This is a genomic window from Vreelandella venusta, assembly GCF_044809155.1.
In the GTDB taxonomy this organism is placed as follows: Bacteria; Pseudomonadota; Gammaproteobacteria; order Pseudomonadales; family Halomonadaceae; genus Vreelandella; species Vreelandella venusta_B.
The window spans coordinates 1,953,748-1,979,077 of sequence record NZ_CP085241.1 but is presented as its reverse complement, the minus strand read 5'-3'; the positions used below and the strand labels follow the sequence as shown (position 1 = coordinate 1,979,077).

At 54.5% G+C, this 25,330-nt stretch carries 26 protein-coding genes; 23 read left to right on the top strand and 3 right to left on the bottom strand.

Annotation, left to right across the window (positions count from 1 at the left end; genetic code table 11):
• The first annotated feature begins 6 nt into the window (after positions 1-6).
• From pabC to LG301_RS09285, 8 genes are all read left to right on the top strand, one after another.
• Positions 7-813, top strand: a complete 807-nt coding sequence (gene pabC, locus LG301_RS09320) for an aminodeoxychorismate lyase (RefSeq protein ID WP_404470819.1) — start codon at positions 7-9, stop codon at positions 811-813.
• Between the two features lie 31 nt (positions 814-844).
• Positions 845-1,852: an endolytic transglycosylase MltG gene (gene mltG / locus LG301_RS09315; RefSeq protein ID WP_404470817.1), complete on the top strand. Its 1,008-nt coding sequence runs from the start codon at positions 845-847 to the stop codon at positions 1,850-1,852.
• Positions 1,853-1,913: 61 nt separating this feature from the next.
• Entirely contained in the window at positions 1,914-2,567 is a 654-nt protein-coding gene (gene tmk / locus LG301_RS09310) for a dTMP kinase (protein WP_404470815.1), read from the top strand.
• Complete coding sequence (locus LG301_RS09305; protein WP_404470813.1) at positions 2,558-3,541, top strand: DNA polymerase III subunit delta'; 984 nt, start codon at positions 2,558-2,560, stop codon at positions 3,539-3,541. Before tmk ends, LG301_RS09305 begins: the two co-directional genes overlap by 10 nt.
• Before the next feature lie 27 nt (positions 3,542-3,568).
• Positions 3,569-3,904, top strand: coding sequence for a PilZ domain-containing protein (locus LG301_RS09300; RefSeq protein WP_009099319.1), 336 nt, complete (start codon positions 3,569-3,571; stop codon positions 3,902-3,904).
• A 41-nt stretch (positions 3,905-3,945) separates the two neighbouring features.
• Positions 3,946-4,782: a TatD family hydrolase gene (locus tag LG301_RS09295; RefSeq protein ID WP_404470811.1), complete on the top strand. Its 837-nt coding sequence runs from the start codon at positions 3,946-3,948 to the stop codon at positions 4,780-4,782.
• A gap of 27 nt (positions 4,783-4,809) precedes the next feature.
• Complete coding sequence (locus LG301_RS09290) at positions 4,810-5,385, top strand: DUF1285 domain-containing protein (RefSeq protein WP_404470809.1); 576 nt, start codon at positions 4,810-4,812, stop codon at positions 5,383-5,385.
• Positions 5,382-7,592: an ATP-dependent helicase gene (locus LG301_RS09285; protein ID WP_404470807.1), complete on the top strand. Its 2,211-nt coding sequence runs from the start codon at positions 5,382-5,384 to the stop codon at positions 7,590-7,592. The genes LG301_RS09290 and LG301_RS09285 overlap by 4 nt, the downstream gene beginning before the upstream one ends.
• Before the next feature lie 36 nt (positions 7,593-7,628).
• Here LG301_RS09285 and LG301_RS09280 read toward each other — a convergent pair whose 3' ends face one another.
• The gene (locus LG301_RS09280; RefSeq protein ID WP_404470805.1) at positions 7,629-9,293 is read right to left on the bottom strand and encodes an electron transfer flavoprotein-ubiquinone oxidoreductase; all 1,665 of its coding nucleotides are present in this window, start codon (positions 9,291-9,293) and stop codon (positions 7,629-7,631) included.
• A gap of 437 nt (positions 9,294-9,730) precedes the next feature.
• On the opposite strand from LG301_RS09280, the gene LG301_RS09275 reads away from it, so the two are divergent.
• The 14 genes from LG301_RS09275 to LG301_RS09210 all read left to right on the top strand — a co-directional run bounded on the left by LG301_RS09275 (position 9,731) and on the right by LG301_RS09210 (position 22,768).
• A complete protein-coding gene (locus LG301_RS09275; protein WP_404470803.1) occupies positions 9,731-10,480 on the top strand; it encodes an electron transfer flavoprotein subunit beta/FixA family protein in 750 nt (249 codons plus the stop codon).
• Between the two features lie 14 nt (positions 10,481-10,494).
• Positions 10,495-11,421, top strand: coding sequence for an electron transfer flavoprotein subunit alpha/FixB family protein (locus tag LG301_RS09270; RefSeq protein ID WP_404470801.1), 927 nt, complete (start codon positions 10,495-10,497; stop codon positions 11,419-11,421).
• Positions 11,422-11,653: 232 nt separating this feature from the next.
• On the top strand, positions 11,654-12,265 hold the full coding sequence (locus LG301_RS09265) for a superoxide dismutase (RefSeq protein WP_404470799.1): 612 nt from the start codon (positions 11,654-11,656) through the stop codon (positions 12,263-12,265).
• Between the two features lie 265 nt (positions 12,266-12,530).
• Entirely contained in the window at positions 12,531-12,752 is a 222-nt protein-coding gene (gene nrdH / locus LG301_RS09260; protein WP_009722061.1) for a glutaredoxin-like protein NrdH, read from the top strand.
• A 9-nt stretch (positions 12,753-12,761) separates the two neighbouring features.
• The gene (nrdI, locus tag LG301_RS09255) at positions 12,762-13,211 is read left to right on the top strand and encodes a class Ib ribonucleoside-diphosphate reductase assembly flavoprotein NrdI (protein ID WP_404470797.1); all 450 of its coding nucleotides are present in this window, start codon (positions 12,762-12,764) and stop codon (positions 13,209-13,211) included.
• Positions 13,212-13,267: 56 nt separating this feature from the next.
• Positions 13,268-15,418: a class 1b ribonucleoside-diphosphate reductase subunit alpha gene (nrdE, locus tag LG301_RS09250; protein WP_404475216.1), complete on the top strand. Its 2,151-nt coding sequence runs from the start codon at positions 13,268-13,270 to the stop codon at positions 15,416-15,418.
• A gap of 43 nt (positions 15,419-15,461) precedes the next feature.
• Positions 15,462-16,433 (top strand): class 1b ribonucleoside-diphosphate reductase subunit beta, encoded by a 972-nt coding sequence (nrdF, locus tag LG301_RS09245; RefSeq protein WP_404470795.1) that lies wholly within the window; start codon positions 15,462-15,464, stop codon positions 16,431-16,433.
• A gap of 301 nt (positions 16,434-16,734) precedes the next feature.
• Positions 16,735-17,535, top strand: coding sequence for a DUF3450 domain-containing protein (locus LG301_RS09240; RefSeq protein WP_404470793.1), 801 nt, complete (start codon positions 16,735-16,737; stop codon positions 17,533-17,535).
• Positions 17,532-18,902: a MotA/TolQ/ExbB proton channel family protein gene (locus LG301_RS09235; protein ID WP_404470791.1), complete on the top strand. Its 1,371-nt coding sequence runs from the start codon at positions 17,532-17,534 to the stop codon at positions 18,900-18,902. The genes LG301_RS09240 and LG301_RS09235 overlap by 4 nt, the downstream gene beginning before the upstream one ends.
• 1 nt (position 18,903) lies before the next feature.
• Complete coding sequence (locus tag LG301_RS09230; RefSeq protein WP_404470789.1) at positions 18,904-19,446, top strand: MotA/TolQ/ExbB proton channel family protein; 543 nt, start codon at positions 18,904-18,906, stop codon at positions 19,444-19,446.
• Positions 19,439-19,846, top strand: coding sequence for a biopolymer transporter ExbD (locus LG301_RS09225; protein WP_009722070.1), 408 nt, complete (start codon positions 19,439-19,441; stop codon positions 19,844-19,846). The genes LG301_RS09230 and LG301_RS09225 overlap by 8 nt, the downstream gene beginning before the upstream one ends.
• Complete coding sequence (locus LG301_RS09220) at positions 19,843-20,595, top strand: TonB family protein (protein ID WP_404470787.1); 753 nt, start codon at positions 19,843-19,845, stop codon at positions 20,593-20,595. The genes LG301_RS09225 and LG301_RS09220 overlap by 4 nt, the downstream gene beginning before the upstream one ends.
• Before the next feature lie 56 nt (positions 20,596-20,651).
• Entirely contained in the window at positions 20,652-21,737 is a 1,086-nt protein-coding gene (locus LG301_RS09215; RefSeq protein ID WP_404470785.1) for a hypothetical protein, read from the top strand.
• 110 nt (positions 21,738-21,847) lie between these two features.
• Entirely contained in the window at positions 21,848-22,768 is a 921-nt protein-coding gene (locus LG301_RS09210) for a hypothetical protein (RefSeq protein WP_404470783.1), read from the top strand.
• A 63-nt stretch (positions 22,769-22,831) separates the two neighbouring features.
• On the opposite strand, the gene xthA is transcribed toward LG301_RS09210, so the two are convergent.
• Positions 22,832-23,662: an exodeoxyribonuclease III gene (gene xthA, locus LG301_RS09205; RefSeq protein WP_404470781.1), complete on the bottom strand. Its 831-nt coding sequence runs from the start codon at positions 23,660-23,662 to the stop codon at positions 22,832-22,834.
• On the bottom strand, positions 23,662-23,910 hold the full coding sequence (locus tag LG301_RS09200; protein WP_263068415.1) for a hypothetical protein: 249 nt from the start codon (positions 23,908-23,910) through the stop codon (positions 23,662-23,664). The genes xthA and LG301_RS09200 overlap by 1 nt, the downstream gene beginning before the upstream one ends.
• Before the next feature lie 145 nt (positions 23,911-24,055).
• On the opposite strand from LG301_RS09200, the gene rhlB reads away from it, so the two are divergent.
• Positions 24,056-25,330 carry an ATP-dependent RNA helicase RhlB gene (gene rhlB / locus LG301_RS09195; protein WP_404470779.1) on the top strand — a complete coding sequence of 425 codons (1,275 nt, stop codon included), beginning with the start codon at positions 24,056-24,058 and terminating at the stop codon, positions 25,328-25,330.

Below are 25,330 nucleotides of genomic sequence, written 5' to 3'. Positions count from 1 at the left end.
TGCGCTATGCCTATGCCCCAGGTGCCGTTTGATGACCGTGGGCTAGCGTATGGTGACGGGATATTTGAGACAGTGCTCATGCGTGCTGGTCAGCCAGTGCTTTGGCCTTACCACTACGCGCGCTTGGCGAAAGGATGTGCGCGATTAAATATCCCGTTACCCCCCCTCGAACAGCTTCAGGCTACCTGGCAAGCGGCTCCAACTGCTGAGCTGGAAGTGCTTAAGCTGATTCTCACCAGGGGGAGCGGTGGACGTGGTTATGCGTCGCCTGATCGAGTATCGCCAAGGTTGCTCAGCCAGCGAACGCCTTTCGCGGCCAATGTTGAGCGTTGGCAGCAAGGGGTCAGTGTCCGCATCTGCCAGCTACGTCTTGGCTTTCAGCCACTGCTGGCGGGTATTAAGCACTTAAACCGTCTGGAAAATGTACTGGCGCGCCAGGAGTGGCACGACGGTGCAATTGCGGAAGGGCTACTGGCCGATGCTGACGAGAACGTAGTAGAAGCTACCAGCATGAATGTTTTTTGGCAGCAGTCAGGGGCGCTATTTACCCCGTCGCTTGAACGCTGCGGTGTGGCGGGAACGCTGCGGGACGCGCTATTAGGCGAAGGCGTGGTGAGCGAAGCGTCTCTGCCGTTACGTGCACTGCCCAATGTAGAGCGCCTGTGGGTGGCCAACTCAGTGCAAGGGGTATGGCCAGTTCGCGTGCTGCTCAATGAATCCGGTAGCGTGCTGCACGCCTGGGAGCTGGCTAAGCATGACCGATTACAAGTGATAGGGCACCGTTTACTTGGCTATTTGCCCTTACCTCGCTAAGTAGGATCTTTAAAAAAGTCGTTGAGGTGTCATGGTGAAACGGTTATTTGCCGTAGTGGGAACATTGTTAGTGCTTGGCGCAGCAGCCACAGCAGGTGGCTATGTCTATTGGCAAAGCCGCTTAGAGGCGCCATTAAGTCTTGATGAGCCTACTCTTTACCAAGTGCCAGCAGGCGCCGGTTTTAATCAGGTGGTGGGGGAGTTAGAGGCACAAGGCGTTATCAGTGACGCATGGGCCTTTCAATTAATGGCGCGTTTGGAGCCAGCCCGGGTGCCGCAGCTTCGCGTAGGTGAGTATCAGCTGATGCCTGGCATGAGCGGAGTAGAGATGGTCGCGTTACTGGGTAGCAATAACGTGGTGACTTATCCGCTGACCATTCCTGAGGGGTGGACATTTCGTCAGATGCGCGAACTCCTTGGTGCCGCGCCCAAGTTAGAGCAGCGCACCGCTGATTTAAGCGATGACGAAGTAATGGCGTTACTCGGTCGAGAAGATACTTTTCCTGAAGGGTGGTTCTTTCCCGACACTTATCGCTATCACTTAGGAATGAGTGATGTGGATATTTTACGTCAGTCGCTAACGCGTATGGAGCGTGTCCTAGAAGAGGTGTGGGAGGGACGCGATGATGATCTGACGATTGATACACCCTATGAGGCGCTTATAATGGCCTCCCTAATCGAGCGTGAAACCGGTGCGCCCGAAGAGCGCCCTGAAATTGCCGGGGTATTTAAACGGCGAATGGAGCAAGGGATGCGTCTGCAAACAGATCCCACCATTATTTATGGTATGGGGGAGCGTTATGAGGGGCGTATCACTCGCGCGGATATACGCGAAGCCACAGCGTATAACACTTATGTGATCGATGGTTTGCCCCCTACACCCATCGCGATGCCTGGACGTGCTGCGCTGGAAGCCGCCGTTAATCCGCTGCCTGGTGAGACGCTCTATTTTGTATCGCGGGGTGACGGCACGCACCATTTCTCGCGCACGCTGCGCGAGCACAATAACGCTGTTAATCGCTATATTCGTAACCGTTAATTTTGAATACGATTTTATAAGCAGACTCTTTCATGGTGTATCTGGCGAGTAAGGGGCTTCAATGACCAAGCGTGGACGCTTCATCACGCTAGAGGGTGGAGAGGGAGTAGGCAAATCGACCAACGTGGCGTTTGTAGAGGCCTGGTTAAAAGCGCGCGGGGTAGAGGTGGTGCTAACCCGGGAGCCGGGAGGCACGCCACGAGCCGAAGCGATTCGTGAACTGCTACTAGACCCTACTCAAGCAGAGCCTCTTGATAGTGACGCTGAGCTATTGTTGATGTTTGCAGCCCGCGCACAGCATCTGTCACAAAAAATTGTGCCCGCGCTCGAGCGCGGCGCTTGGGTTGTTTGTGATCGATTCACGGATGCCACCTTTGCCTACCAAGGTGGAGGGCGGGGCATTGCGTCTTCTCGTATTGCTCAATTAGAGCAGTTTGTGCAAAAGGGGCTCACGCCGGATCTCACGCTTTTGCTGGATATGTCCCCTGCAGCAGCAAAAACGCGTTTAGAAGGGCGATTTCGTGCCCAAAAAACTCAGCGTGACCGCTTTGAGCAAGAGCATGAAAGCTTTTTCAATGCCGTAAGGCAAGCCTACTTAAGCCGCGCTGTAGCATCGCCGGAAAGGTTTACCATCATTAATGCCGAACAGCCCCTCGACGGTGTACAGGCGGCACTGGCAAGTGCACTGGAAGAGCGGCTAATACAATGGCGTTAACGGGTGTGCTGCCCTGGCACCACGCCACTTGGCAGCAGTTCGTTCGCTTAGCGAATGATGATCGTATGCCCCACGCGTTAATGATTAGCGGTGCGCATGGCGTTGGTAAGCAGCAGCTGGCGGATGCCTTAGTGGCGAAAACACTGTGCGCGAAGCCTACCGACCAAGCCTGCGGGCAGTGTCACAGCTGTACCATGCTCGCCTCGGGGTATCATCCTGATTTGCTGCGTATCTCTCCTGAAGAGGGGAAGCGACAGATACGTATTGATCCGATACGCGATGTTAACCGCTTTGTATCGCAAACCGCTCAGCAGAGCGGATACCGGGTCATAGTGATAACCCCCGCTGAAGCGATGAATACCGCAGCGGCCAACGCGCTGCTGAAAAGCTTAGAAGAGCCGGGTGAAAAAACGCTGTTTATTCTGCTCTCGGACGTACCCTCACGAACGCTGCCCACGATTCGTTCGCGTTGCCAGCAATGGCCGCTGGCAAACGTGCCTTTTGAGGCGTGCCAAGCGTGGCTAACCGAAAAGCTGGGGGCTGACGAGGCCTATTTTTGGTGGCGAGTCGCCGGTGGACTCCCCTTGTTGGCTGTCGAGCTGGCGACGCCCGATGAGCGTGCCCTGCGCCACCAAATCCACGACTGCTTTGAGCAACTGGTGCGCGGCGCCGAGCCCGTTTCTGAAGCCGCAAGACTGGATCGCCAAGCGATAGATGCCATCTTATGGTACGGTATCGCGTGGTTGGAAGATCTTATCCGCTTAGGCCTATCAGGCGAAACCACAGCGCTGCATAATCCTGATTTGGAGCCACTTTATCGCCAAGCGGTTAAAAATGCCCGGGTACAAGACTGGTTTCGGCTACTGGATTATGCCCGCGAGCAGCGACGCCTGTTGGCCGTCGGCGCTAACCCAAACCCGCAGCTCGTTCTTGAGGCATGGCTGGTACGCTGGTCGGCGCTGTTGCGCTCATAACTCCATTAGCTGCCAAGCGAGGTTATGATGGCTGCTCAAAAAGCTCTCTCTTTGACATTACCCGATGTGCCGACGCTGCTATCCGCGTATATGCCCTTTCTTGATCGGGGGGGCATTTTTGTGCCTACTAAAACGCCTTATGCCCTTGGCCAAGAAGTGTTTTTGTTACTAACGCTGCCCGGGGAGAGCGAGCGGCTTTCGGTTACTGGAAAAGTTATTTGGGTTTCACCGGAAGGTGTTAGCGGGCGCCGAATACCTGGTATTGGGGTGCACTTCAGCCAGCAGGACTATTCGGTGCGTGACCGCATTGAAACACTGCTGGCAGGTCAGTTAGATAAAGCGCCCCCGTCGTTTACGCTGTAAATGGACGCAAGCGTTACTTAATTACCGAAAAGCGAGACGTTATGTTTATTGACTCACACTGTCACCTGGACCGCTTATCTGAGCATACCCATGGGGGAGATGTGGCGGCTACCCTAGCGGCTGCCCGTGCTGCCAATGTCAGCCAGTTTCTCGCTATATCGGTGACCTTAGAAGAGTTGCCGGGCTTAGCCGCGATTGCCAGAGAGCACCAGGATGTGGCGATTTCTGCAGGCTTACACCCTCTGCATACAACGCCTAACGAACCAAGCGTTGACGATATTGTAGAGGCCGCTGAGCAGTATGGTGCAGTGGCGATTGGTGAAACGGGGCTTGACTATCACTACCAGGACAGCGTGCCCATTGCTATCCAGCATGAGCGCTTTAAGCGCCATTTGTTGGCGGCACGCGAATTAGAGCTGCCGGTGATTGTCCACACGCGTGAGGCCAAGCAAGAAACACTCGCATTGCTACGCGAATACAGTAATCCCAAGGTGGGCGGAGTATTACACTGCTTCACAGAGGATATCGAGATGGCGCGGGAGGCGGTGCGCTTAGGCTTCTATATTTCGTTATCGGGCATTATTACTTTCCGCAACGCTGCTGTGCTTCGCGAGTTGGCACGGCAACTGCCTCTGGACCGCCTCTTAATTGAAACCGATAGCCCCTATTTGGCGCCCGTACCTTATCGCGGTAAGCCCAATGAACCGGCTTGGGTGGTTGAAGTGGCTGCGTGTATCGCACAGGCACGAGGAATTAGTGTGGATGAGGTGGCAATGCAAACCACGGCCAATTTTTATCACTTATTCCGTGCTGCTGCGCCCGATGCGCCAGAAAATGTTAAGCAGGCACTAGCGCAATCCGGGCTATTGGTAGACTAATCAATCGTTATCGGGAGGTGTGGACGGATGAATATTGATCGACTGTTACAGCATCAGCAAGGTTCGCCGACCATACCACCCGTGACCGAGTGGCAGCCGGACCTTTCCGGTGACATCGATATTTTAATCAAGGCCGATGGCGCCTGGCAGCACGAAGGGAAACCCTTTGCCCGAGCGTCTATACCACGGCTACTGGCAAGCCTATTGCGCCGCGATAGCGACGGCTACTGTTTGGTAACCCCCGTAGAGCGGTGGCGGGTAAACGTCGAAGACCTCCCGCTCGTCGCCGTAGAAGCCGATTTCTATGATGATGCTTGGTGGTTTACGACACAGTTTGATGACGTTGTGCGCCTAGATGAACAGCATCCCATGACGTTGAGTACAACCCCTGACGGCGATGTTGTGCCTGAGATTGCTGTACGCTTTGGACTAGCTGCCCGCCTGCACCGTAACGTTTATTACCGGCTGGTTGAGCAGGCCACCCCTCATGTTTGTACAAGCGGCGAGCTGCAGCTACGCCTTTACAGCGCGGGTAATGAGTATCTGTTAGGAGAGCTGGACAAAGACGTGGATGCCGATGATGTACCCAGCGAGGCGCCGTGAAGTTAACAGCTGAACAGCAGGCGGTCGTCTCTCACAGCAAAGGGCACGCAAGGGTTGCCGCTGTAGCCGGAGCAGGTAAAACCACCACCATGGCAGCGCGCGTGCTGCATCTGTTGGCGCATGACGTGTCGCCAAAACGTATGTTGGTGCTGATGTTTAACCGCTCTGCCCGAGATGACTTTCAGCGTCGCTTACACAGTATGGCGCCGAAAGGACAGCCGCTGCCAGATGTACGCACCTTTCATTCATTGGGACATCGGTTAACACAAAGTCTGTGCCGATGGGGAGCCTTGGCGCCCCGGCGCTTACTGTCTGCCGAATGGCAGCTAGAGCGGCTGTTGCGTCAGGCCAGCTTGAACGTGCTGAGTGATGCGGTAGAACGGCGTGATGCGGCCCTTGAAGGCGATCGCTTGGAAGCGTTAGCTCATTTTTGTGGTTTGGTAAAAGCGGAAATGTTGCCCGCTGACACACTGTACGAACGCCTTAATTACGAACCCGATACTGACTATTTTCCCGCAGCGTTTAATGAAGCTGAGCGTCTATTGCAAGCAGAAGGGGTGATGACGTATGCCGACCTGCTTTATCGGCCACTTCAAGCGCTTGAAGCGGATGAAGCTTTACGCCGCCGCGTGGAAGGCTTTCTAGACCACGTGATTATTGACGAGTATCAAGATATTAATACTGCCCAGCAGCGTCTGTTGGCGGTACTAGCCGGGCAGAGCGCGGATGTTATGGCCGTGGGTGATGCTAACCAGTGTATTTATGAGTGGCGAGGTGCGCGTCCTGACACCATGCTGGAAAACTTTACCGCCACGTTTGGTAAAGCGACGGACTATCCACTCTCGACAACTTTTCGACACGGCCATGCGCTGGCTCTAGCGGCTAATCACGCCATTATGGCCAACCAGCGCCGCCCCGACCAGCTCTGCCTAGCGGACGTGAATAACCCTGAAACGCGACTATCGGTAGGTCAAGGCAGCCGGCTGCTGCTGGATGCGCTGATGGACTGGCAGGCCCAAGGCCGCGCGTTGAACGAAGCGAGCCTGCTGGTACGTAGCTGGGCGCTGTCGGTGCCTTTTCAATTAGCTTTACTGCAGGCAGGCATTCCTTTTCGTTTGCTGCGAGAAGACCGCTTTGTGTTTCGACTACCGTTGGTGCAAGCGCTAGCGGGCTATTTAAAACTCTCTCGACGCCCCGAGCTGTTGCAGGATCCTGCGCATTTACTGCTATTGCTTTCGCAGCCAACGCCGTTTGTGGCCCGTGAGCGGCTGCATCAGTTAGCCTATCAGTTGGCCAGTACCCAGCGCTGGCCCGAGCGTCACGAGCCAGTGCTTGCGGCGCTCAAGCCGCTGCAGCGCAGGACATTAAAAAAGCGCTGGGCGCTGCTATGCGAACTCCCCAAGCTCAGCGCTTGGCCGCCCGCAAAACTGCTTAGCCATGTGGTAGAAACCATCGATGCGGAAAAAACCCTGAAGCGCGCTGCCGCAAGGCGAGACAAAGGCGAAGAGGATGTGCGCCTGCTGGATGTGTTAATTGAGCAGGCTGAGAGCGTGCAAGATCCCGATGCGTTTATTGAGCTGCTGGAGCGGCCGGTAGAAAACCAAGCGAATGGAGTGCTGATCAGCACGGTGCATGGCGCCAAGGGGCTTGAGTGGCCGCTGGTCGCGGTGGCAGCGGTCAATGAAGAGGATTTTCCCCATTACAGCCGAGATAACCCATTAAACGATGAGCGATTGGAGGAGGAGCGGCGGCTTTTTTATGTCGCTATTACTCGCGCTCAAGAGCAGCTGCTAATGCTTCATGACGGCGGCGCCCATCGTCCAAGTCGCTTTATCGCTGAAAGTGCCTGGCAAGACAGTATGCGTGTGGCGGGCTGTTTGGCAACGTCGCGTTCGCCAGAGTCGGCTGTTCAGGTGACATCGCCTAGCTTGGTAAAGCGCTATCTGGAGCGGCTAGGTAGGCAAGATATCGAGTTAACCCCCCCGCAAGTTCAAGAGGTGAGTGCGGCGTACCACGTAGCAACGCATTACTATCCAGGTCAGCGCCTGCTGCATGCTGTGTTCGGAGAAGGGGAAGTGGCGGCTGTGGAAGGCAATCCATCAGACCCGGTGATTGATGTTCGATTTGCGCAGGCGGGAAGACGCCGCCTGATTGCCCGACGTGCGCCAATTGAGTGTTTGGATTCCCCTGCCCAGTCGGCATGCTAGCCCCGCTAGCATGCCGACCTTGGCGGTTAAAGATGCCTACATATTAGGGTAGTTGGGGCCGCCGCCGCCTTCAGGCGCCACCCAGGTAATGTTCTGGGCAGGGTCTTTAATATCGCAGGTTTTGCAGTGTACGCAGTTCTGGAAATTGATTTGGAAGCGTGGATTGCCTTGGTCATCCTCCAGCACTTCATAAACCCCGGCAGGGCAGTAGCGCTGTGCGGGTTCGGCGTATGTAGGCAAATTGTCGCGTATGGGTAGCTCAGGGTCTGCTAAACGCAGGTGGCAGGGCTGATCCTCTTCGTGGTTGGTATTGGATAAGAAGACGGAGGTCGACTTATCAAACGACAGCTTGCCATCGGGTTTCGGGTAGTTGATTTTTTCAAACTCAGCAGCAGGCTTAAGCGCTCCGTGGTCCGTCGTGGTGTCGTGAACGTTAGGGAGTTTATTGCCCAGCAGCTGGTTAACAAAGTTATACGCGCCGCCGCCCACCGTGCCGTATTTGTGAATCGCAGGGCCGAAGCTCGCGCTCTCTTTCAGCTCTGCAAAGGCCCAGCTGGCTTCCCACTTAGCGGTGAAGCTGGTTAGCTCTTGGGCGCCTTCATCGCCACCTTTAATGGCTTCAAAAACGCTCTCCGCAGCGACCAAGCCAGACTTCATCGCCGTGTGTAAGCCTTTAATCTTGGAGAAGTTGAGGGTGCCCGCATCGCAGCCGATCAGCAGACCGCCAGGAAAGGTCATTTTGGGCAGGCAGTTTAGACCGCCTTTGGTAATCGCCCGTGCGCCGTAAGCCACCCGCTTGCCGCCTGATAAATATTGGCTGATTGTGGGATGGTGCTTCATCCGCTGGAACTCATCGAACGGTGAGAGCCACGGGTTTTGATAGCTAAGGTCCATGATCAACCCCACCACCACTTGCTGGTTCTCTGCATGGTAGAGGAACCAGCCGCCGTGCGTGTTTTTATCCAGCGGCCAACCCGAGCCATGCGCCACCAGCCCAGGCTCATGCTGTTCGGCGGGCACGTCCCACAGCTCTTTAAGCCCAATGCCGTAGTGCTGCGGGTCGCGGCCAGCGTCAAGGGAGTACTCTTTGATTAACTGCTTACCGAGGTGGCCGCGGGCGCCTTCAGCAAATAGCGTATATTTAGCGCGTAGCTCCATGCCCGGCATGTGGCCATCTTTAGGGGTTCCATCGGCGCTAACGCCCATATCCCCGATCAAAATGCCGCGAACAGCCCCCTCTTCAATAAGCACTTCTTGGGCAGCAAAACCGGGAAAAATTTCAACCCCAAGCGCTTCAGCCTGTTCACCCAGCCAGCGTGTTAAGTTACCTGCGCTGATGACATAACGGGTCAGATCGCCCCCTGTGTTATGCATGCTTTTAGGTACGAGGGCATTGGGGATTTTTTGTGCTTTCTCAGCATCTTTGAGTAAATAAACATCGTCCCGGGTGGCCGGCGTGTTGAGAGGTGCGCCGCGCTCCTCCCAGTCGGGGAACAGCTCGGCTAATGCACGAGGCTCAAACACAGCTCCCGATAAAATATGCGCGCCGACCTCTGATCCTTTCTCTACCACACAGACCGTCAGTTCTTGCTCCGCCTCGTTAGCTTGTTGCATTAAGCGACACGCAGCAGACAGACCCGCAGGGCCTGCCCCTACAATCACTACATCAAAGTCCATGACATCGCGTTCAATGTTTTCCACCCGGTTGCTCCTTATTCTCTTAAAGGCCACCTTGACGATAAGTTAGCTTTGAGAACTAGCTTATGAAAAGAGGGTCTTAATTTAAAACGGTCGTTTGCTTCTGGTTATGTCCCATGATAGGCATAATACCCCTGTCAGGTCACCCCTACGATGGCTAAAGCAGCATTTCTCGACGGAACCAGGCCCAGCGCCATGCTCTGCCTACAAGAAAGGCGCGTGCGGATAGCAGCTACGACCAAGGCCGTAGTCGATGAGTGTTGTTGCCCATAGGCAGGTTGTGGCAAATTGATGGGGTTTTTCATTTACAGACCTATCAAACGCTTGCATGAATTTTTTAAGCGGCGCTAATTGTCCTGTGCTGCTCTTTTTTTCATCGGTATCTATTTTCGGTGCCGGGTCAGGTTAACGGCTTCTACGACAAGCCAAGCGAGGAACCTATGAAAGTACTCGTCGCGGTTAAACGCGTCATCGACTATAACGTCAAAATCCGCGTTAAAGCGGACAACTCTGACGTTGATCTTACCAACGTCAAAATGGCCATGAACCCCTTCTGCGAGATTGCCGTAGAAGAAGCGGTGCGTCTGAAAGAAAAGGGCGTAGCCACCGAAGTTGTGGCTGTGACAGTAGGCCCCAAAGCCGCCCAAGAGCAGCTGCGTACGGCATTGGCACTGGGCGCAGACCGTGCTATTCACATCGAAACCGACGAGCGGGCTGAGTCGCTGGCCGTAGCTAAGCTGTTGGCCAAGGTTGTTGAAGAAGAGCAGCCGGGCCTAGTGGTGCTGGGTAAGCAAGCTATCGATACCGACAACAACCAGACCGGCCAAATGCTTGCCGCGCTGACCAACCTGCCGCAAGGCACGTTCGCTTCGGAAGTAGCGGTAGACGGTGACAAGGTCAACGTTACCCGTGAAATCGACGGTGGTCTGCAAACTGTGGCGCTCACGCTGCCCGCGATTGTAACCACCGACCTGCGTTTGAACGAACCGCGCTACGCCAAGTTGCCGGACATCATGAAGGCCAAGAAAAAGCCCTTGGATGTTAAAACTCCCGCTGATTACGGCGTTGAAGTGGCCTCCAAGGTTAGCCTGCTCAAAGTGGAGTCCCCGGCTGAGCGTAAAGGCGGTGTCAAAGTCGCCTCGGTAGATGAATTGATCGACAAACTGAAAAACGAAGCCAAAGTGCTTTAATAGGAGCTGATCTCATGAGCATTCTGGTACTTGCCGACCTTCATGAAGGTCAGTTGGCGGGCGCAACCGCCCATGTGGTTGCCGCGGCTAAAGCGATAGGTGGGGACATTGACGTGCTGGTCGCCGGTGAAGGCGTTCAGGCGGCTGCTGAAGCCGCTGCCAAACTTGACGGCGTTAGTAAAGTGCGTGTCGCCGACAATGCTGTTTACGCCCACCAGCTGGCTGAGCCCATGGGCGCGCTGTTGGTGGAACTTGCTGGTGACTACACGCATGTGCTGGCTAGCGCCTCGACTACCGGTAAAAACGTACTACCACGCCTAGCGGCATTGAAAGATGTCAGCCAGCTTTCCGACGTCATTGGCGTTGAGAGCGCAGATACTTTCCTGCGTCCTATTTATGCAGGCAACGCTATTGCAACCGTCAAAAGCGACGACGCGCTGAAAGTGATGACCGTGCGTCCTACCGCATTTGATGCGGTCGAAAGCACGGGCAGCGCCTCTGTGGAAGCGCTAGAGGTCGTGGTCGAAAACACCCAGTCGAGCTTTGTTAAGCAAGAGCTGGCGCAATCTGATCGTCCGGAGCTTGGCGGCGCCAAAGTGGTGGTGTCTGGTGGCCGTGGTATGGGTAACGGCGAGAACTTCAAACTGCTGGACGGCATTGCCGACAAGCTGGGCGCTGCCATTGGCGCTTCTCGCGCCGCAGTGGATGCAGGCTTTGTGCCCAACGATATGCAGGTCGGCCAAACCGGTAAGATCGTCGCGCCTGAGCTGTATATTGCCGTGGGGATTTCTGGCGCGATCCAGCACTTGGCGGGTATGAAAGACTCCAAGGTGATCGTGGCGATCAATAAAGACGAAGAAGCACCTATCTTCCAAGTCGCCGATTACGGCTTGGTAGGCGATCTCTTCGAGATTCTGCCAGAGCTTGAAAGTAAGCTATAAGCCACTGAATCTTAACTGGCCAAAAAGCCGACTTCACCAGAAGTCGGCTTTTTTATTGGTGATGAATTCGATAAACTGCCAATAGTTGACTAAGGTACTGGGGTATAAAACGTATCGGTTATCAATAATTGCTATTCACAGCAATAAATATAGCTGTGATGGTTGAAAAAGGTGGAGTAAGACCACACCTAGTTAAGTGAACGTAACAAAAGCCACTTAAGGAGAAGTTAGCATGGCACATACACTTCCAGAGTTACCGTACGCCTACGACGCGCTTGAGCCGCATATCGATGCAATGACGATGGAAATTCACCACTCTCGTCACCATAACACCTACGTCACTAATCTTAATGCTGCGCTAGAGGGCACGGGTCTTGAAGACGTGCCGGTCGAAGAGCTGGTTGCAAATCTTGATCGCGTACCCGAAGAGAAGCGCCAAGCCGTTATTAACAACGGTGGCGGCCATGCCAACCACTCTATGTTCTGGCAGATGATGTCACCCAATGGCGGCGGCCAGCCCCAAGGTGATGTGGCAAAAGCCATTGATGCCGAGCTGGGTGGCCTTGATGCGTTTAAAGAAGCGTTCAAAAAGGCGGCGCTAGGCCGTTTTGGTAGCGGCTGGGCATGGCTCTCCGTTACTCCTGAGAAAAAACTGGTTGTTGAAAATACCCTGAACCAAGACAGCCCGCTGATGCATGGCAACACGCCGGTACTGGGTTTGGATGTTTGGGAGCACGCTTACTACCTGAAATTCCAAAACAAGCGTCCTGACTACGTAGAAGCCTTCTTCAACGTCGTCAACTGGGAAGACGTTGAGCGTCGTTATCAGGCAGCCAAAGCCTAAGCGCATGTTCAGTAAGATCTAAAAAAAGAGAAGGCGCTTATGTGACGGCGTCTTATCGGAAAGCCGCTCCCTCGTGGGGCGGCTTTTTTGGTTTTTGGCTGACATCCTGGGCATGGCCTGTCAATAACCTGTGGATGAAAAATACCATATATGCTTGAATTGATTTTCTCATGGTCTATATATAGTATGCGTTGTGTCTTCCAGAGAGGGCGAGCACAAGATATGCTCTACCCGAAAAACACCGCTATGAAAAGGAAAAATAGCCATGGATATCCAAATTTATAGCAAGCCGGCTTGTGTTCAATGCACCGCTACTTACCGCGCGTTGGATAAGCAGGGTTTAGAATATACCGTTATTGATATTACTGCTGAAAGCGGTGCCCAAGAGGAAGTGGAAGCGCTGGGCTATCGCCAGTTACCGGTTGTCGTTGCAGGTGAGGACCACTGGTCTGGTTTCCGTCCAGACCGCATTCAAGCGCTAGCGTAAACCGTTGCTATGCAAAACGCTGATGTGGACGCGGAGCGTGCTGGTTCGCTAGTTTATTTTTCCACTAAGTCAGGCAATACCCACCGTTTTATACAAAAGCTTGGCTTGAGCGCCCAGCGGCTGCCGCTAAACCGTGATGAACCAACGCCACGTGTGACGCAGCCCTACATATTAGTGACACCTACCTATGGTGGCGGCTATGCCGAAGGGGCAGTGCCGAGGCAGGTAATCCGATTTTTAAACGATGAGCACAATCGACACCTCCTTCGAGGTGTCATTGCTGCTGGTAATACGAATTTTGGTGAGGCATACGGGTTGGCAGGGCGAATCATTGCCCAAAAGTGCCAAGTGCCGTTGCTCTATCGATTTGAACTGTTTGGCACTGACGACGATGTCGCCAAGGTCCGCAAAGGAGTAGAAGAGTTTTGGAAACGTCAAGCTCAGTCTCTAAGAACGTAGCCTCTCGCCATGAAGCCTCTGAAAACGATGCTTCTACACAGGTTGCTACAAAAAACTTGGCAGAAACAAAGCGGCCTGCGGCGGCATCCGAGGCGCGTACCCTGGATTACCATGCGCTGAACGCGATGCTGAATCTATACGGAGCCAACGGTGAATTGCAGCTCGATAAAGACCGTGAAGCGGCGCGTCAGTATTTCTTGCAGCACGTTAACCAAAATACCGTGTTTTTCCACTCGTTGGAGGAAAAGCTCGATTACTTGGTAGAGGAGCAGTACTACGAGCCAGAAATGCTTGCTCAGTACAGCTTTGCTTTTATTAAGGCGCTGTTTGAACAGGCGTACGCCTATAAATTCCGGTTCCCCAGCTTCCTCGGAGCATTCAAGTATTACACCAGCTACACGCTGAAAACGTTCGATGGCAAGCGTTATCTTGAGCGCTATGAAGATCGGGTTTGCATGGTTGCGTTGACGCTGGCGCGTGGTGATGAAGTGCTCGCCAAGTCGCTGGTCGATGAAATTATTAGTGGGCGGTTCCAGCCTGCTACACCGACGTTTTTGAACTGCGGCAAACGTCAGCGGGGCGAATTGGTCTCCTGCTTCCTGCTGCGGATCGAAGACAACATGGAGTCCATCGGTCGCTCCATCAACTCTGCGCTGCAGCTCTCCAAGCGCGGCGGCGGTGTGGCCTTCTTGCTGACGAATATTCGTGAGTCAGGCGCACCGATTAAGCGTATCGAGAATCAGTCGTCGGGTATTATCCCGATTATGAAGCTGCTGGAAGACGCCTTCTCCTATGCCAACCAGCTAGGCGCGCGCCAGGGCGCTGGTGCGGTTTATCTGAACGCTCACCACCCGGATATTCTGCGTTTTCTGGATACTAAACGTGAAAACGCCGATGAGAAAATCCGCATCAAAACGCTGTCGTTGGGCGTGACAATTCCGGACATCACGTTTGAACTGGCCAAGCGCAACGACGACATGTACCTGTTCTCTCCTTACGATGTTGAGCGGGTGTATGGCGTGCCGTTTGGTGATATAAGCGTCACCGAGAAGTACCATGAGATGGTCGCCGACGCGCGCATTCGCAAGCATAAAATTAATGCCCGTGCCTTCTTCCAGACCCTGGCCGAACTGCAGTTTGAATCGGGCTATCCGTACATTATGTTTGAAGATACGGTCAATCGCGCGAACCCGATTGCCGGTCGTATCAATATGAGCAACCTGTGCTCGGAAATCCTCCAGGTCAATACGCCGACCGAATACGATGACGATCTGGGTTATCGCCAGGTAGGCCAGGATATCTCCTGTAACCTGGGTTCGATGAACATCGCGAAAGTCATGGATTCCGGCGATATCGGCACCAGCGTCGAGATCGCCATTCGTGGCCTCACGGCGGTTTCTGAGATGAGCAACTTACGCAGTGTGCCGTCCATCGCTGAGGGCAACGCTAAGTCACGCGCCATTGGCCTGGGGCAAATGAACTTGCATGGGTTCCTGGCGCGCGAGCATATCTACTACGGCTCAGAAGAGGGGTTAGATTTTACTAACCTGTACTTCTACTGCGTCGCGTTCCATGCCATTCGTGCGTCGAACCAGCTGGCGATTGAGCACGGTGAGACATTTGCCGGGTTTGAAGACTCCACCTACGCCTCGGGTGCGTTTTTTGACAAGTACACCGATCAAGCATGGGTGCCGCGTACGGAGAAAGTGCGTTCGCTATTTGAGCGCAGCGGTATTGCACTGCCCACCCAAGACGAGTGGCAGGCGCTAAAGGCATCAGTGATAGCGCATGGGCTGTACAATCGTAATCTGCAGGCGGTGCCGCCAACGGGCTCTATTTCTTACATTAATCACTCCACCTCCAGTATCCACCCGGTGGCAGCGAAAATTGAGATCCGCAAAGAGGGCAAGCTGGGCCGCGTTTACTATCCGGCGCCATTCTTGAATGAGGCAAACTTCGATTATTTCCAGGATGCCTATGAAATTGGTCCTGAGAAAATTATCGATACCTATGCAGAGGCGTCTAAGCACGTCGATCAGGGGCTGTCGTTGACACTGTTCTTCCCCGATACGGCCACTACGCGGGATATTAACAAGGCGCAAATCTACGCATGGCGCAAGGGTATCAAGACGCTTTACTACATCCGTTTGCGCCAGAGCGCGCTTGAAGGTACGGAAGTTGAAGGCTGCGTCTCCTGCACGCTGTAATCGCGTATTGCTTTTATAAGATTATGTTTGTGAGAGAACTCTGATGACCATTATGCAACGCTTATCGCGGGTCGATGCGATCAACTGGAACCGCCTTCAGGACGATAAAGACCTAGAAGTGTGGAACCGCCTGACCAGCAACTTCTGGTTGCCTGAAAAAGTGCCGCTCTCCAACGATATTCAATCGTGGAACACGCTGACCCAGCAGGAAAAACAGCTGACGATTCGTGTGTTCACTGGCTTGACGCTGCTCGATACCATCCAGAGCAGCGTGGGCGCGCCGGTATTAATGGATGACGCGCGTACACCCCATGAAGAGGCGGTTTATACCAATATCGCCTTTATGGAATCCGTGCATGCGCGCTCTTATAGCTCGATTTTCTCAACGCTGTGTGCCACCCGTGACGTAGATGATGCGTTTCGCTGGAGTGAGGAAAATCCGACGCTGCAGATGAAGTCTGAGCTGATCCTCAAGCGTTATCGTGCTGATGACCCCTTGATGCACAAGGTGGCCAGCGTGTTCCTTGAGTCGTTTTTGTTCTACTCAGGCTTCTATCTGCCTATGTACTGGTCAAGCCACGCTAAGCTGACCAACACGGCAGACCTGATTCGTTTGATCATCCGCGACGAAGCCGTGCATGGCTACTACGTAGGCTACAAATTCCAGCAGGCGCTGGCGGAAGCCACGCCCGAGCGTCAGCAGGAAGTGAAAGATTACGCCTACGAACTGTTGCTAGAGCTTTACGACAACGAAGTGCGCTACACGGAGTCGCTCTATGATGAAGTGGGGTTGACGGAAGACGTGAAGAAATTCCTTCACTACAACGCTAACAAAGCGCTGATGAACCTCGGGTTTGAGCCGCTATTCCCGAGCAGCGTCACCGACGTAGACCCCACCATTATGGCGGCGCTTTCCCCGAGTGCGGACGAAAACCACGACTTCTTTTCCGGTTCTGGTTCCTCCTACGTGATCGGCAAAGCGGTGGCTACTGAAGACGACGACTGGGCGTTTTAATCTCTGCTGAAGTTAATCTGAAGAAAGTGGCGAGCAGCGCGCTCGCCACTTTGCATTTTTGCCTCGCCATTTCCCCTGCCAAGCTACTACTCCCGCCATTGACCACCTGTCGCAAGCAATACCCGCGAGATTAAAGAAGCGTGAAGCCAGTAACGCTATTGAATGCTAATGATAAATATTGTCATTTGTTCCATTAGTGTTAGGCTATGCACTGCTTAAACGAAACGCAAATCGTTCTTATACATAATGAGTTTTAGCGCACGGTTAATGGCAGTGTGCTAATCAGTAACGGAGACGTAACGTGCTGAAAAGGCCTTTTTTTGCCTTGCGTGGTGGTTGGCTTGCCGGGGTGCTGGTTAGCGGTACGCTCATGGCAAGTGATGAGACAGTCGAACAAGCGGCTCAGAGTGTCGAGGCCCAGCAAGCGCAGTCCGCACTTCAACAGCAAATTGATGAGGCTGATGATACCACCCGCTCAGCGATTGAAGAGCTGCGCCGCCTAGAGCGGGAAACCCGCCAAATGGAAGCATCCAACGCTGCTGAAAGCGGGCTTTTGGCCAGTGAAGCCGAACGCCTGCAGCGCCTGGGCCAGGCGCTTGATACGTTAAATGACACGCGTGCCATGCTGCCTTCGGTGGAGCAGGATATGACGGAACAGCTGATCAACTGGATTGGATCTGACCTGCCGTTTCTGAAGCACGAGCGTTTGGCGCGTGTGCAGCAGCCTACCGAGCAGCAGTCAGCAGAGAGCGCGACGCGAATTGCTAATTTGTTGGAAGCGTGGCGTGCCGAGTTAGCGTATGGCCGTGAAGTCGACAGCTGGCGTGGTCGCTTGGAATTGGTAGAAGGTAATCCGCGCGAGGTGGAGTATCTGCGTATTGGCCGAATCGGCTTTTATTATCTAACCCCTGACGGGCGAGAAGGAGGGGTGTGGGATAAAGCTAGCGGTGAGTGGCAGGCGCTTGATGAAAGTGCTCGTCGTCAGGTGCGTAATGGTCTGCGTATTGCCGATGATCAGCGCACGCCAGAACTGCTGAGGTTACCGCTCTCCATTATTGCTACTGACAATATTGCTAACGACTATGCAGGGGGCCAGCAATGAGTCTGTTGATACGGCAAAGGGGCGCGCGCAGAGCCTTCATTTGTTTAGTAGTGCTGGCAAGCCTGTTGGGTAGCAGTGCCGCGATGGCGCAAGCCGACAATGTTGGTTCATTACGTGAGGCACGCGAAGCCGCTGAGGCACGCGATCAAGCGCGTTTACAGTCGTTTCTTGATGATCAAGAGGCGCTAGAGGCCGCGTTAGAAGAAGCACGAGCGGAACACCAAGCAGCAGAAGAGCAGCAGACAGCGTTGGCTGAGCAGCAGCAGGCGCAAGAGCAGCAGGCCGAAGCGCTGGCCGCGCGTCAGGCAGAGCAGGGCGAAGCGCTCACCTCACTGCTGGCAGACCTATCACGGCATAGCGAAGAGATACGCAATGAGCTGGGGAGTGACAGTTGGTTAACGCTCAATGCGGAGGCGCTACCCCCGCGCCTTAATGACGTCGAGGTGCTGGAACGTCAGCACATCGAAACTGTTGTGGACAGCTTAGTGGCGCTCACGCAGAACACCGGGCGTGCCGAACGCCTTGAATTACCGGTGGCCAACGCTCGCGGGGAGATTGAGCCGCGCAGTGTGGTACGCCTGGGGGATTTTGCAGCATTCACCGACACTGCGCTGCTTAGGAAAGGGCAAGATGACGGTAGCGTGGCCGAAGTGCCGCGTACTCCGGCAGGCATCAGCGATGTGCTGGCGGCCTATCACCAGGGCGAAAGCCGTGTGTTTGTCATTGACCCTACTCAGGGGAGCGTGCTGCAAGCCCTTGCTCAACAGCCAAGCCTTTGGGAGCGCTTCCAGCAGGGTGGCTATGTTGGGTATATAGTAGTGGTGCTGGGGGGCTTTGGTTTGTTAGTGGCCTTGGCGCAGTACCTCTACTTAGTGGTCATCAGTGTTCGTGTGCGTCGTCAGCGTAAGGCACTGGATCAGCCGAACGCTAATAACCCGCTGGGTCGTGTGCTCCAGCGCTTTCAGGAGTTGGATAAGCACCAAACACCGGAAGCCCTGGAAGCGCGGCTGGATGAGGCAGTGTTGGCTGAGCTGCCGCGTATTGAGCGTGGCCAGCCTATTGTTAAGCTTTTAGCGGCTATTGCCCCGCTGCTGGGGCTGTTAGGTACCGTGACCGGTATGATTGTCACCTTCCAGGCGATTACCGTATTTGGCACCGGCGACCCACAGCTAATGGCGGGTGGAATAAGTCAGGCGCTGGTCACAACCGTGTTGGGGCTTGTGACCGCGGTGCCGCTGCTCTTTGCGCAGACCGCCTTAGCGAGCCGCAGCCGTTTGATTACCCAAGTGATTGAAGGCGAAGCAAGTGCCACTTTGGCTGACCATCTCGAAGCTCAGTCGACCGCCAATGCGCAAGCGGTGACCTAATATGCCCACGTTACCTCTTTGGCTGGAGCCCGTTGAGCGGCTGCTTGATGCCGGTGGTGCCGTTTTAGTGGTGCTGGCATGCGTGGCTGTGCTGGTATTTGGGATGGCTATCGAGCGCTGGTGGTATTACCGCTTTAGCTGGCGGCATGCCCGTCGTCAACTGATTCGGCGCTGGGCGGCACGTAGTGATCACCGTAGCTGGAGCGCACGCACGTTGCGTAATGTCTGGACAGAAGCGCTGGTTGCTAAACTTCGCCGCCCACTGCCCTGGATCAAACTGCTTGTGGCGTTATGCCCACTGCTGGGTTTGCTGGGGACGGTCACGGGTATGATTGCCGTGTTCGATAGCCTCTCGCTTAGCGATACCCATCAGGCACGGGCAATGGCCGATGGTGTTGCCCGTGCCACGCTGCCCACGCTCACCGGTATGGCGATTGCAGTGGTGGGCTTGATGTTTATTAGTCGTTTAGAGCACGTGATTCGTCGCGAAGATCAGCGGTTACACGACCGCCTAGCCCGTGCCTTGGAGGAGAGTGATGCGTAGACGCCGTTCCATAGACACCACGGCTGATAGCAATGAAGTTAATTTGACGCCGATGCTCGACGTTGTGTTTATCATGCTGATCTTCTTTATTGTGACCACCAGCTTTATTAAAGAGAGTGGTGTTGAGATTGATCGCCCTGAAGCAGCAGCGGCAAGCCCGCGGCCAGACGCCCAGGTGCTGATTGCCGTGACCCCAGAAGGGGCTGTTTGGGTCGATGGTAAGCCCGTTGATGTCCACCGGATTGGCCAGCAGGTGGCCGGTATGTTGAGCGATGATGGCTCTGTGGTTATCCAGGCTGACCGAGAGTCCACGACAGGGTTGTTGATTGAAGTGATGGATCGTCTCAAGCAGGCGGGCGTTGATCAGATTGCCGTGGCAGCGAGCCGGAGTGCACCATGATTCGCCATGCTCTCTCGCTATTAGGTGGCATTGGCTTAGCCGTTGGTTTGTTTTGGATGTTAGCGCTACTGGTCACGCCCCCAGAGCGCTCACCTGAAATGCCGGTTATGGCCATGTCGATGACCATGATAGACGCACCAGAGGTGGCGCCAGAACAAGAGGCGCCACCACCGGAGCCTTCTGAGGCGGCGCCTGCACCGCCCCCAATGCCTCTCCCTGCACCGGCCCCAGTGGCTGAGAGTGCGATTGCGCTGCCAGAGGTAGAGCTGCCTGACGAGCCGGTAGAGCCGGTTGAACTAGAGAGTGAATTACCCGAACTGACTGAGTTGACGCCCGAGCCGACTCCACAGCCCGCGCCGACGCCATCTCCAAGTCCTAAGCCGGCGCCACGGCCTGCGGAGACGGCGGCGCCTTCCTCTACGCCTTCAACCTCGCAGGGTGAGGCGGCACCAGAAGCGGCGCCCGCACCATCCAATGAGCCCGTTAGTGTCGGGCAAGTCGCTCCTACTAGTCGCGTGAATCCTTCTTATCCACCGCGTGCCCAGCGGCGAGGCATGGAGGGCTTTGTAGAAGTGGAATTTGTTATTCGCCGAGATGGCAGTGTCGATAACAGCACCATTCAGGTGACCCGAGCCCAACCCCGGCGCGTGTTTGAAGATGCTGCGCGCGAAGCGATTGCGCGCTGGCAGTTTGAACCCGGCCAACAGCTTCGTCGCGCTTCGCAGCGCATAGAGTTTCAGCTGAGATAGCCAGTTAAGATAACCAATTCATATAACCAGCAGAGTCGGCCAGTCGAGGAAAACGTATGCAGCGTTGGGTGGTAGTCGCCGTATTAAGTGCGCTAAGCGTCGTAGCGCACGCGAACGAACCGCTGCCGGGTGATATTGTTCGCGATCTTAACGGGCTACAAAGTCAGCTAGCTGAGCAGCCCAGTAGCGATGCGCTGAATCGTATTATCAGTCATGCGCGCTCTCAATCGTCACGTCTTGCGGGTGGCAATCGTGTTGATCAGTGGGCGAGTGCGCTCTATCATCAGCTTGCCGCCAGTGCGTTGGCGCGACAGGGGAACCATATTGCAGCAGCTGATGAGCTAGCCAGCGCACGGCAGCGCCCTAGTGTGCCTAGCAGTCAAATTCTGCGCTGGCTGCATGATGAAGCGTCGCTTCGTCGTGCCGGCAACCAGCGCACTGAGGCCATCGCGCTGTATGAGCAGTGGCTCACGCAATCCCAGGGTAACCCCCGCTATGAGGAGTCAGTATGGCGACTGATTCGCTTATTAGCAGAAGAAGAGCGCTGGGATAAGGCAGTTGAATGGCTCTCGCCGCTGCTGAAAAAAGGCGGATTGACGGATGCCCAGCAAGCACTAACCACTGTTGTACTGCGCAACACGGAGCAAAACGAGCAAACGCTCGGTTGGCTAGTGGATGGCTTAACGGCGCAGAGTGAGCCTGATGCCTGGCGTCAGGCAGCAGGAATTGCCCAGCGGATGGGGCAGGCTGGAGTGGCGGCTGGCGTGTGGGAGATGGCCTGGCAGTTGGGTAAGTTCTCCACGACCGAGGAGCTTTTAACGTTAATTCGGCTGCACCTGGCGGGTGGCACGCCGGCAAGGGCTGGCGAACACGTAGAAGCGGCTATTCAAGAGGGCGTGTTGGCACGTGATGAGGAAACATTACGGCTGTTAGCGGAAGCGTGGCAGCAGGCGAGGCATGTTGAAAAGGCCTTAGATGCTTGGAGAGCGCTTGCTGAAAGCACGCAAAAGCCTGAAGACTGGCGTCAATACGGCCAGCTTGCTTACCGCTGGGGGCAAGATGGACAAGCGGAAGAGGCCTTTATTAACGCGGTGAACCTTGGTGATGATCAGTCAAGTGAATGGCTAACTTATTTTAAGTGACGCCTGCGTGGCTGAAAAGCGTTGTGTTATAAGGGGGTAGGCGAATGTCACGATCGCCACGGCGCCTGCTTAGGGACAGGCTTATACTCTCACCAACGTAAAGAAGTGCTATGAATAACACTATTAGCAAGGGCCATTTCCGCGCATTTGTATTTATGTCAGCGGGCATCTCTGCTGGGTTGCTCGCCTCAGGGTATGCGACCGCCCAAGAGCGCAATCTCACGCTTTCTCCCGGTTTCATGCCGGATCCTATGCAGCGCACGTTTGTATCTGGCGGTGGTCAGGAGGCTAGCCAGATGTTCGGTCTCGATATGCAAGGAACCGCATGCTCTGGCAGTATTTCGCAGACACCTGATCATGTCATGACGCTCACGGATGGTTTTGATTTTTTAAGAGTGTGGAATCAGTCAGATGCGGACACCACGCTCATTATAGATGGCCCAGGTCGTTTCTTGCTGTGTGATGATGACGGTGGCAGCGGCTTAAACGAGTTGATAGAGCACAATAACTGGAGTGCAGGGGAGTACCGTATCTACGTTGGCAGTTATAGCGGCGGTGTACACAGCTACGATCTGTTTGTCAGCGAGCTTTCGGGCGGAACCGCAGGCAGCTCCGACACCACTGAAAGTCGCCATCTGTCCATTACCCCTGGCTTTACGCCGGACCCATGGCGAGTAAGCTTTGTATCAGGGGGCGCGCAAAATGCAGCGTCTATGTTTGAAACCGACATGCGTGGTAACCAGTGCCGAGGCAATATTGCCAGTACGCCTGATCATGAAATGCGGCTAGATGCGCCGTTCTCCTATTTACAGCTTTGGACGCAAGCTGATGGGGACACCACATTAATTGTTGATGGCCCTGGAAAGTTCCTGCTGTGCGACGATGATGGCGGTAATGGGCTTAATGAGCATATCGAGCATGCGAACTGGCCTGCCGGTGATTATCGCATTTACGTAGGAAGTTACAGTGATAGTTATTTGAACTATCAGCTGAGCATTTCAGAACTACGCTCTAATGGTCCTAGCCGTTAGTGCTAACTTTAGCGCTAACCTTTCCGCCGGGTTGACGAACACCCGGCGGAGCCTCTCGGTCGTTTATTGTTCACTAAGGTGAAGTGAAAATTCGCTCCAGACGGGCGCGTGATCGGAAGGCCGCTCCATGCCGCGCAGTGCATAATCAATGCCCGCACCGGTGATGCATTCGGCAAGCGGTTTAGAGACCAGAATGTAGTCAATGCGCAGGCCGCGCTTGGGCTCGCGATCAAACCCCTTGGAGCGATAGTCAAACCAGCTGAACCACTCACTGTTATCCGGGTGACACAGACGATAGCTGTCGCTAAGGCCCCACGCTTTAATGCCCTCCAGCCATTCGCGTTCGACAGGCTGAAAGCTGGTTTTACCTTCGCGCAACCAGCGTTTGCGGTTCGGCTCACCAATCCCGATATCCTGATCTTCTGGTGATATGTTGAAATCACCCATTACCACCAGTTGCTCGTCTGGGCGGTGCTGCTGGTGAAGCAAGCGAGCCAGCTGTTGATAGAAGCGCGCCTTGTGGGGAAACTTAGTCGGGTGTTCAACGTTTTCACCCTGGGGAAAGTAACCGTTCCAAATGGTAACAGCTTCGCCATTATCAGCGACTAATTGCACGCCAATCATTCGGCGTTGGGCGTCTTCCTCATCATCAGGAAAGCCATAAAACACCGCTTTGGGCTTCTGTCGGCACAGTAAGGCAACCCCATAATGCCCCTTCTGACCGTAATAAAAAACGTGATAGCCCATGGCTTCCACGTCAGCTAGAGGAAACTCGCTATCTTGTACTTTGGTTTCTTGCAGGCCAATGACGTCAGGCTGCTGCGTATCAATCAGCGCTTGAAGTTGATGCAGTCGTGCCCGGATGCCATTGATGTTGAACGAGACCAAACGCATTAAGAACGCTCTCCAGACGGATTGTCTCCTTCCTTTTCAGGATGAATAGCGATATTTTGGCCCTCCTGCTGACGGGCTAGTTTACGCACCGCTTGAAGCTTACGCTGCTGCTGTTTTTTGGCCACAAAACGGCGCGATGAGGTCACTTGATCTGGGTTGTCGTGGCGCCATTTCTTATAATCTTTACGACGCCCTGTGCGGATAGTGACTTTATCCGCGAGTGAACGAGTCTTTTTCTTACGCGTCATGTCGCGCTCCTTGGGTTAATTTATGCGCCATTCTAACAGGCTAGCGCACTCCTTCGACAGCAGAGCGCGCTCTTATCGCCAACCCCTGGTACAATGCGCACGTCAAGATGCCTAACCTCCACAGCAATGGACAGATACATAGCCTATGAGCGAGACGGAACAGACCACAGCATCGGCCCAGAACCGCAAGCCTAAACGTCGCCGTCGGAAACCGCGTCGCCGTCAGTCGAACTGGGATCTTCGTCAGTTTCAGGTGCCTGCCGTGGCCGGCAAATGGCGCTTTCATGACTTTGATCTGCCGCTGCCATTAATGCGCGCTATACATGCCCAAGGGTTTGAATACTGCACGCCGATCCAAGCGGAAGCCCTTCGTCAAACGCTGCTAGGCGGCGATATTGTCGGTAAGGCGCAAACCGGGACGGGTAAAACGGCAGCGTTCTTAATTTCGGTACTGGCCTATTTCTTGGAAGAGCCAACCCCGGATGGTCAGAAATCGGGCGCTCCCCGCGCGTTGATTATTGCGCCTACCCGCGAGCTGGCGCTGCAAATTGAAAAAGATGCCAAAGCCCTCGCACGGTTCACCCAGCTCAATGTCGCAAGCGTTGTGGGTGGGATGGACTATCAAAAGCAGCGCGAAAGCCTGGGCAAGAAAATCGATATCTTGGTAGCAACACCAGGGCGTTTACTGGATTTTCATCAGAAACGTGACATCGACCTCTCAGAGGTGGAAGTGCTGGTGCTGGATGAAGCGGATCGCATGCTATCCATGGGATTTATTCCCGATGTGAAGCGGATTATTCGCTATACGCCTAAGAAAGAGGAGCGCCAAACCTTCCTTTTCTCGGCGACATTCACCGATGATATTTTGAGTTTGGCGAGTCAGTGGACGCTGAATCCTGCCCATGTAGAGATAGAAGCAACTGTTGAAAATCAGGCGGATATCGATCAGCGCGTCTATTTAGTCTCTGACGATGACAAAGAGCGCCTGCTGGTAAATTTGCTTGAGCAGGAGAGCTTCGAGCGTGTGATGGTGTTTGGTAACCGCCGCGATCTCGTGCGTAAGTTAGATAGCCTTCTCAAGAAAGCGGGTGTCAGCGTTGCCATGCTGTCGGGCGATGTGCCGCAAAATCAGCGTATTAAAACCCTTGAAAGCTTCCGAGAGGGAGAGATTCAAGTGCTGGTGGCCACTGATGTTGCCGGGCGCGGCATTCATATTGAAGATGTCAGCCACGTGATTAACTACACCTTGCCTGAAGATCCGGAAGACTATGTTCATCGCATTGGCCGTACCGGCCGTGCTGGGGCGAAAGGCGTATCGATTAGCTTTGTAGGTGAAGAGGATGCGTTCTCGCTACCAGAAATCGAGCGCTACATTAACGGTAAGCTGCCCTGCGAACATCCGCCGGAAGGCATGCTGTAG

Coding starts and splice junctions, on each gene's coding strand:
- pabC (WP_404470819.1), top strand. CDS start 7: ATGCCTATGCCCCAGGTGCCGTTTGATGACCGTGGGCTAGCGTATGGT.
- mltG (WP_404470817.1), top strand. CDS start 845: ATGGTGAAACGGTTATTTGCCGTAGTGGGAACATTGTTAGTGCTTGGC.
- tmk (WP_404470815.1), top strand. CDS start 1,914: ATGACCAAGCGTGGACGCTTCATCACGCTAGAGGGTGGAGAGGGAGTA.
- LG301_RS09305 (WP_404470813.1), top strand. CDS start 2,558: ATGGCGTTAACGGGTGTGCTGCCCTGGCACCACGCCACTTGGCAGCAG.
- LG301_RS09300 (WP_009099319.1), top strand. CDS start 3,569: ATGGCTGCTCAAAAAGCTCTCTCTTTGACATTACCCGATGTGCCGACG.
- LG301_RS09295 (WP_404470811.1), top strand. CDS start 3,946: ATGTTTATTGACTCACACTGTCACCTGGACCGCTTATCTGAGCATACC.
- LG301_RS09290 (WP_404470809.1), top strand. CDS start 4,810: ATGAATATTGATCGACTGTTACAGCATCAGCAAGGTTCGCCGACCATA.
- LG301_RS09275 (WP_404470803.1), top strand. CDS start 9,731: ATGAAAGTACTCGTCGCGGTTAAACGCGTCATCGACTATAACGTCAAA.
- LG301_RS09270 (WP_404470801.1), top strand. CDS start 10,495: ATGAGCATTCTGGTACTTGCCGACCTTCATGAAGGTCAGTTGGCGGGC.
- LG301_RS09265 (WP_404470799.1), top strand. CDS start 11,654: ATGGCACATACACTTCCAGAGTTACCGTACGCCTACGACGCGCTTGAG.
- nrdH (WP_009722061.1), top strand. CDS start 12,531: ATGGATATCCAAATTTATAGCAAGCCGGCTTGTGTTCAATGCACCGCT.
- nrdI (WP_404470797.1), top strand. CDS start 12,762: ATGCAAAACGCTGATGTGGACGCGGAGCGTGCTGGTTCGCTAGTTTAT.
- nrdF (WP_404470795.1), top strand. CDS start 15,462: ATGACCATTATGCAACGCTTATCGCGGGTCGATGCGATCAACTGGAAC.
- LG301_RS09235 (WP_404470791.1), top strand. CDS start 17,532: ATGAGTCTGTTGATACGGCAAAGGGGCGCGCGCAGAGCCTTCATTTGT.
- LG301_RS09230 (WP_404470789.1), top strand. CDS start 18,904: ATGCCCACGTTACCTCTTTGGCTGGAGCCCGTTGAGCGGCTGCTTGAT.
- LG301_RS09225 (WP_009722070.1), top strand. CDS start 19,439: ATGCGTAGACGCCGTTCCATAGACACCACGGCTGATAGCAATGAAGTT.
- LG301_RS09220 (WP_404470787.1), top strand. CDS start 19,843: ATGATTCGCCATGCTCTCTCGCTATTAGGTGGCATTGGCTTAGCCGTT.
- LG301_RS09215 (WP_404470785.1), top strand. CDS start 20,652: ATGCAGCGTTGGGTGGTAGTCGCCGTATTAAGTGCGCTAAGCGTCGTA.
- LG301_RS09210 (WP_404470783.1), top strand. CDS start 21,848: ATGAATAACACTATTAGCAAGGGCCATTTCCGCGCATTTGTATTTATG.
- xthA (WP_404470781.1), bottom strand. CDS start 23,662: ATGCGTTTGGTCTCGTTCAACATCAATGGCATCCGGGCACGACTGCAT.
- LG301_RS09200 (WP_263068415.1), bottom strand. CDS start 23,910: ATGACGCGTAAGAAAAAGACTCGTTCACTCGCGGATAAAGTCACTATC.
- rhlB (WP_404470779.1), top strand. CDS start 24,056: ATGAGCGAGACGGAACAGACCACAGCATCGGCCCAGAACCGCAAGCCT.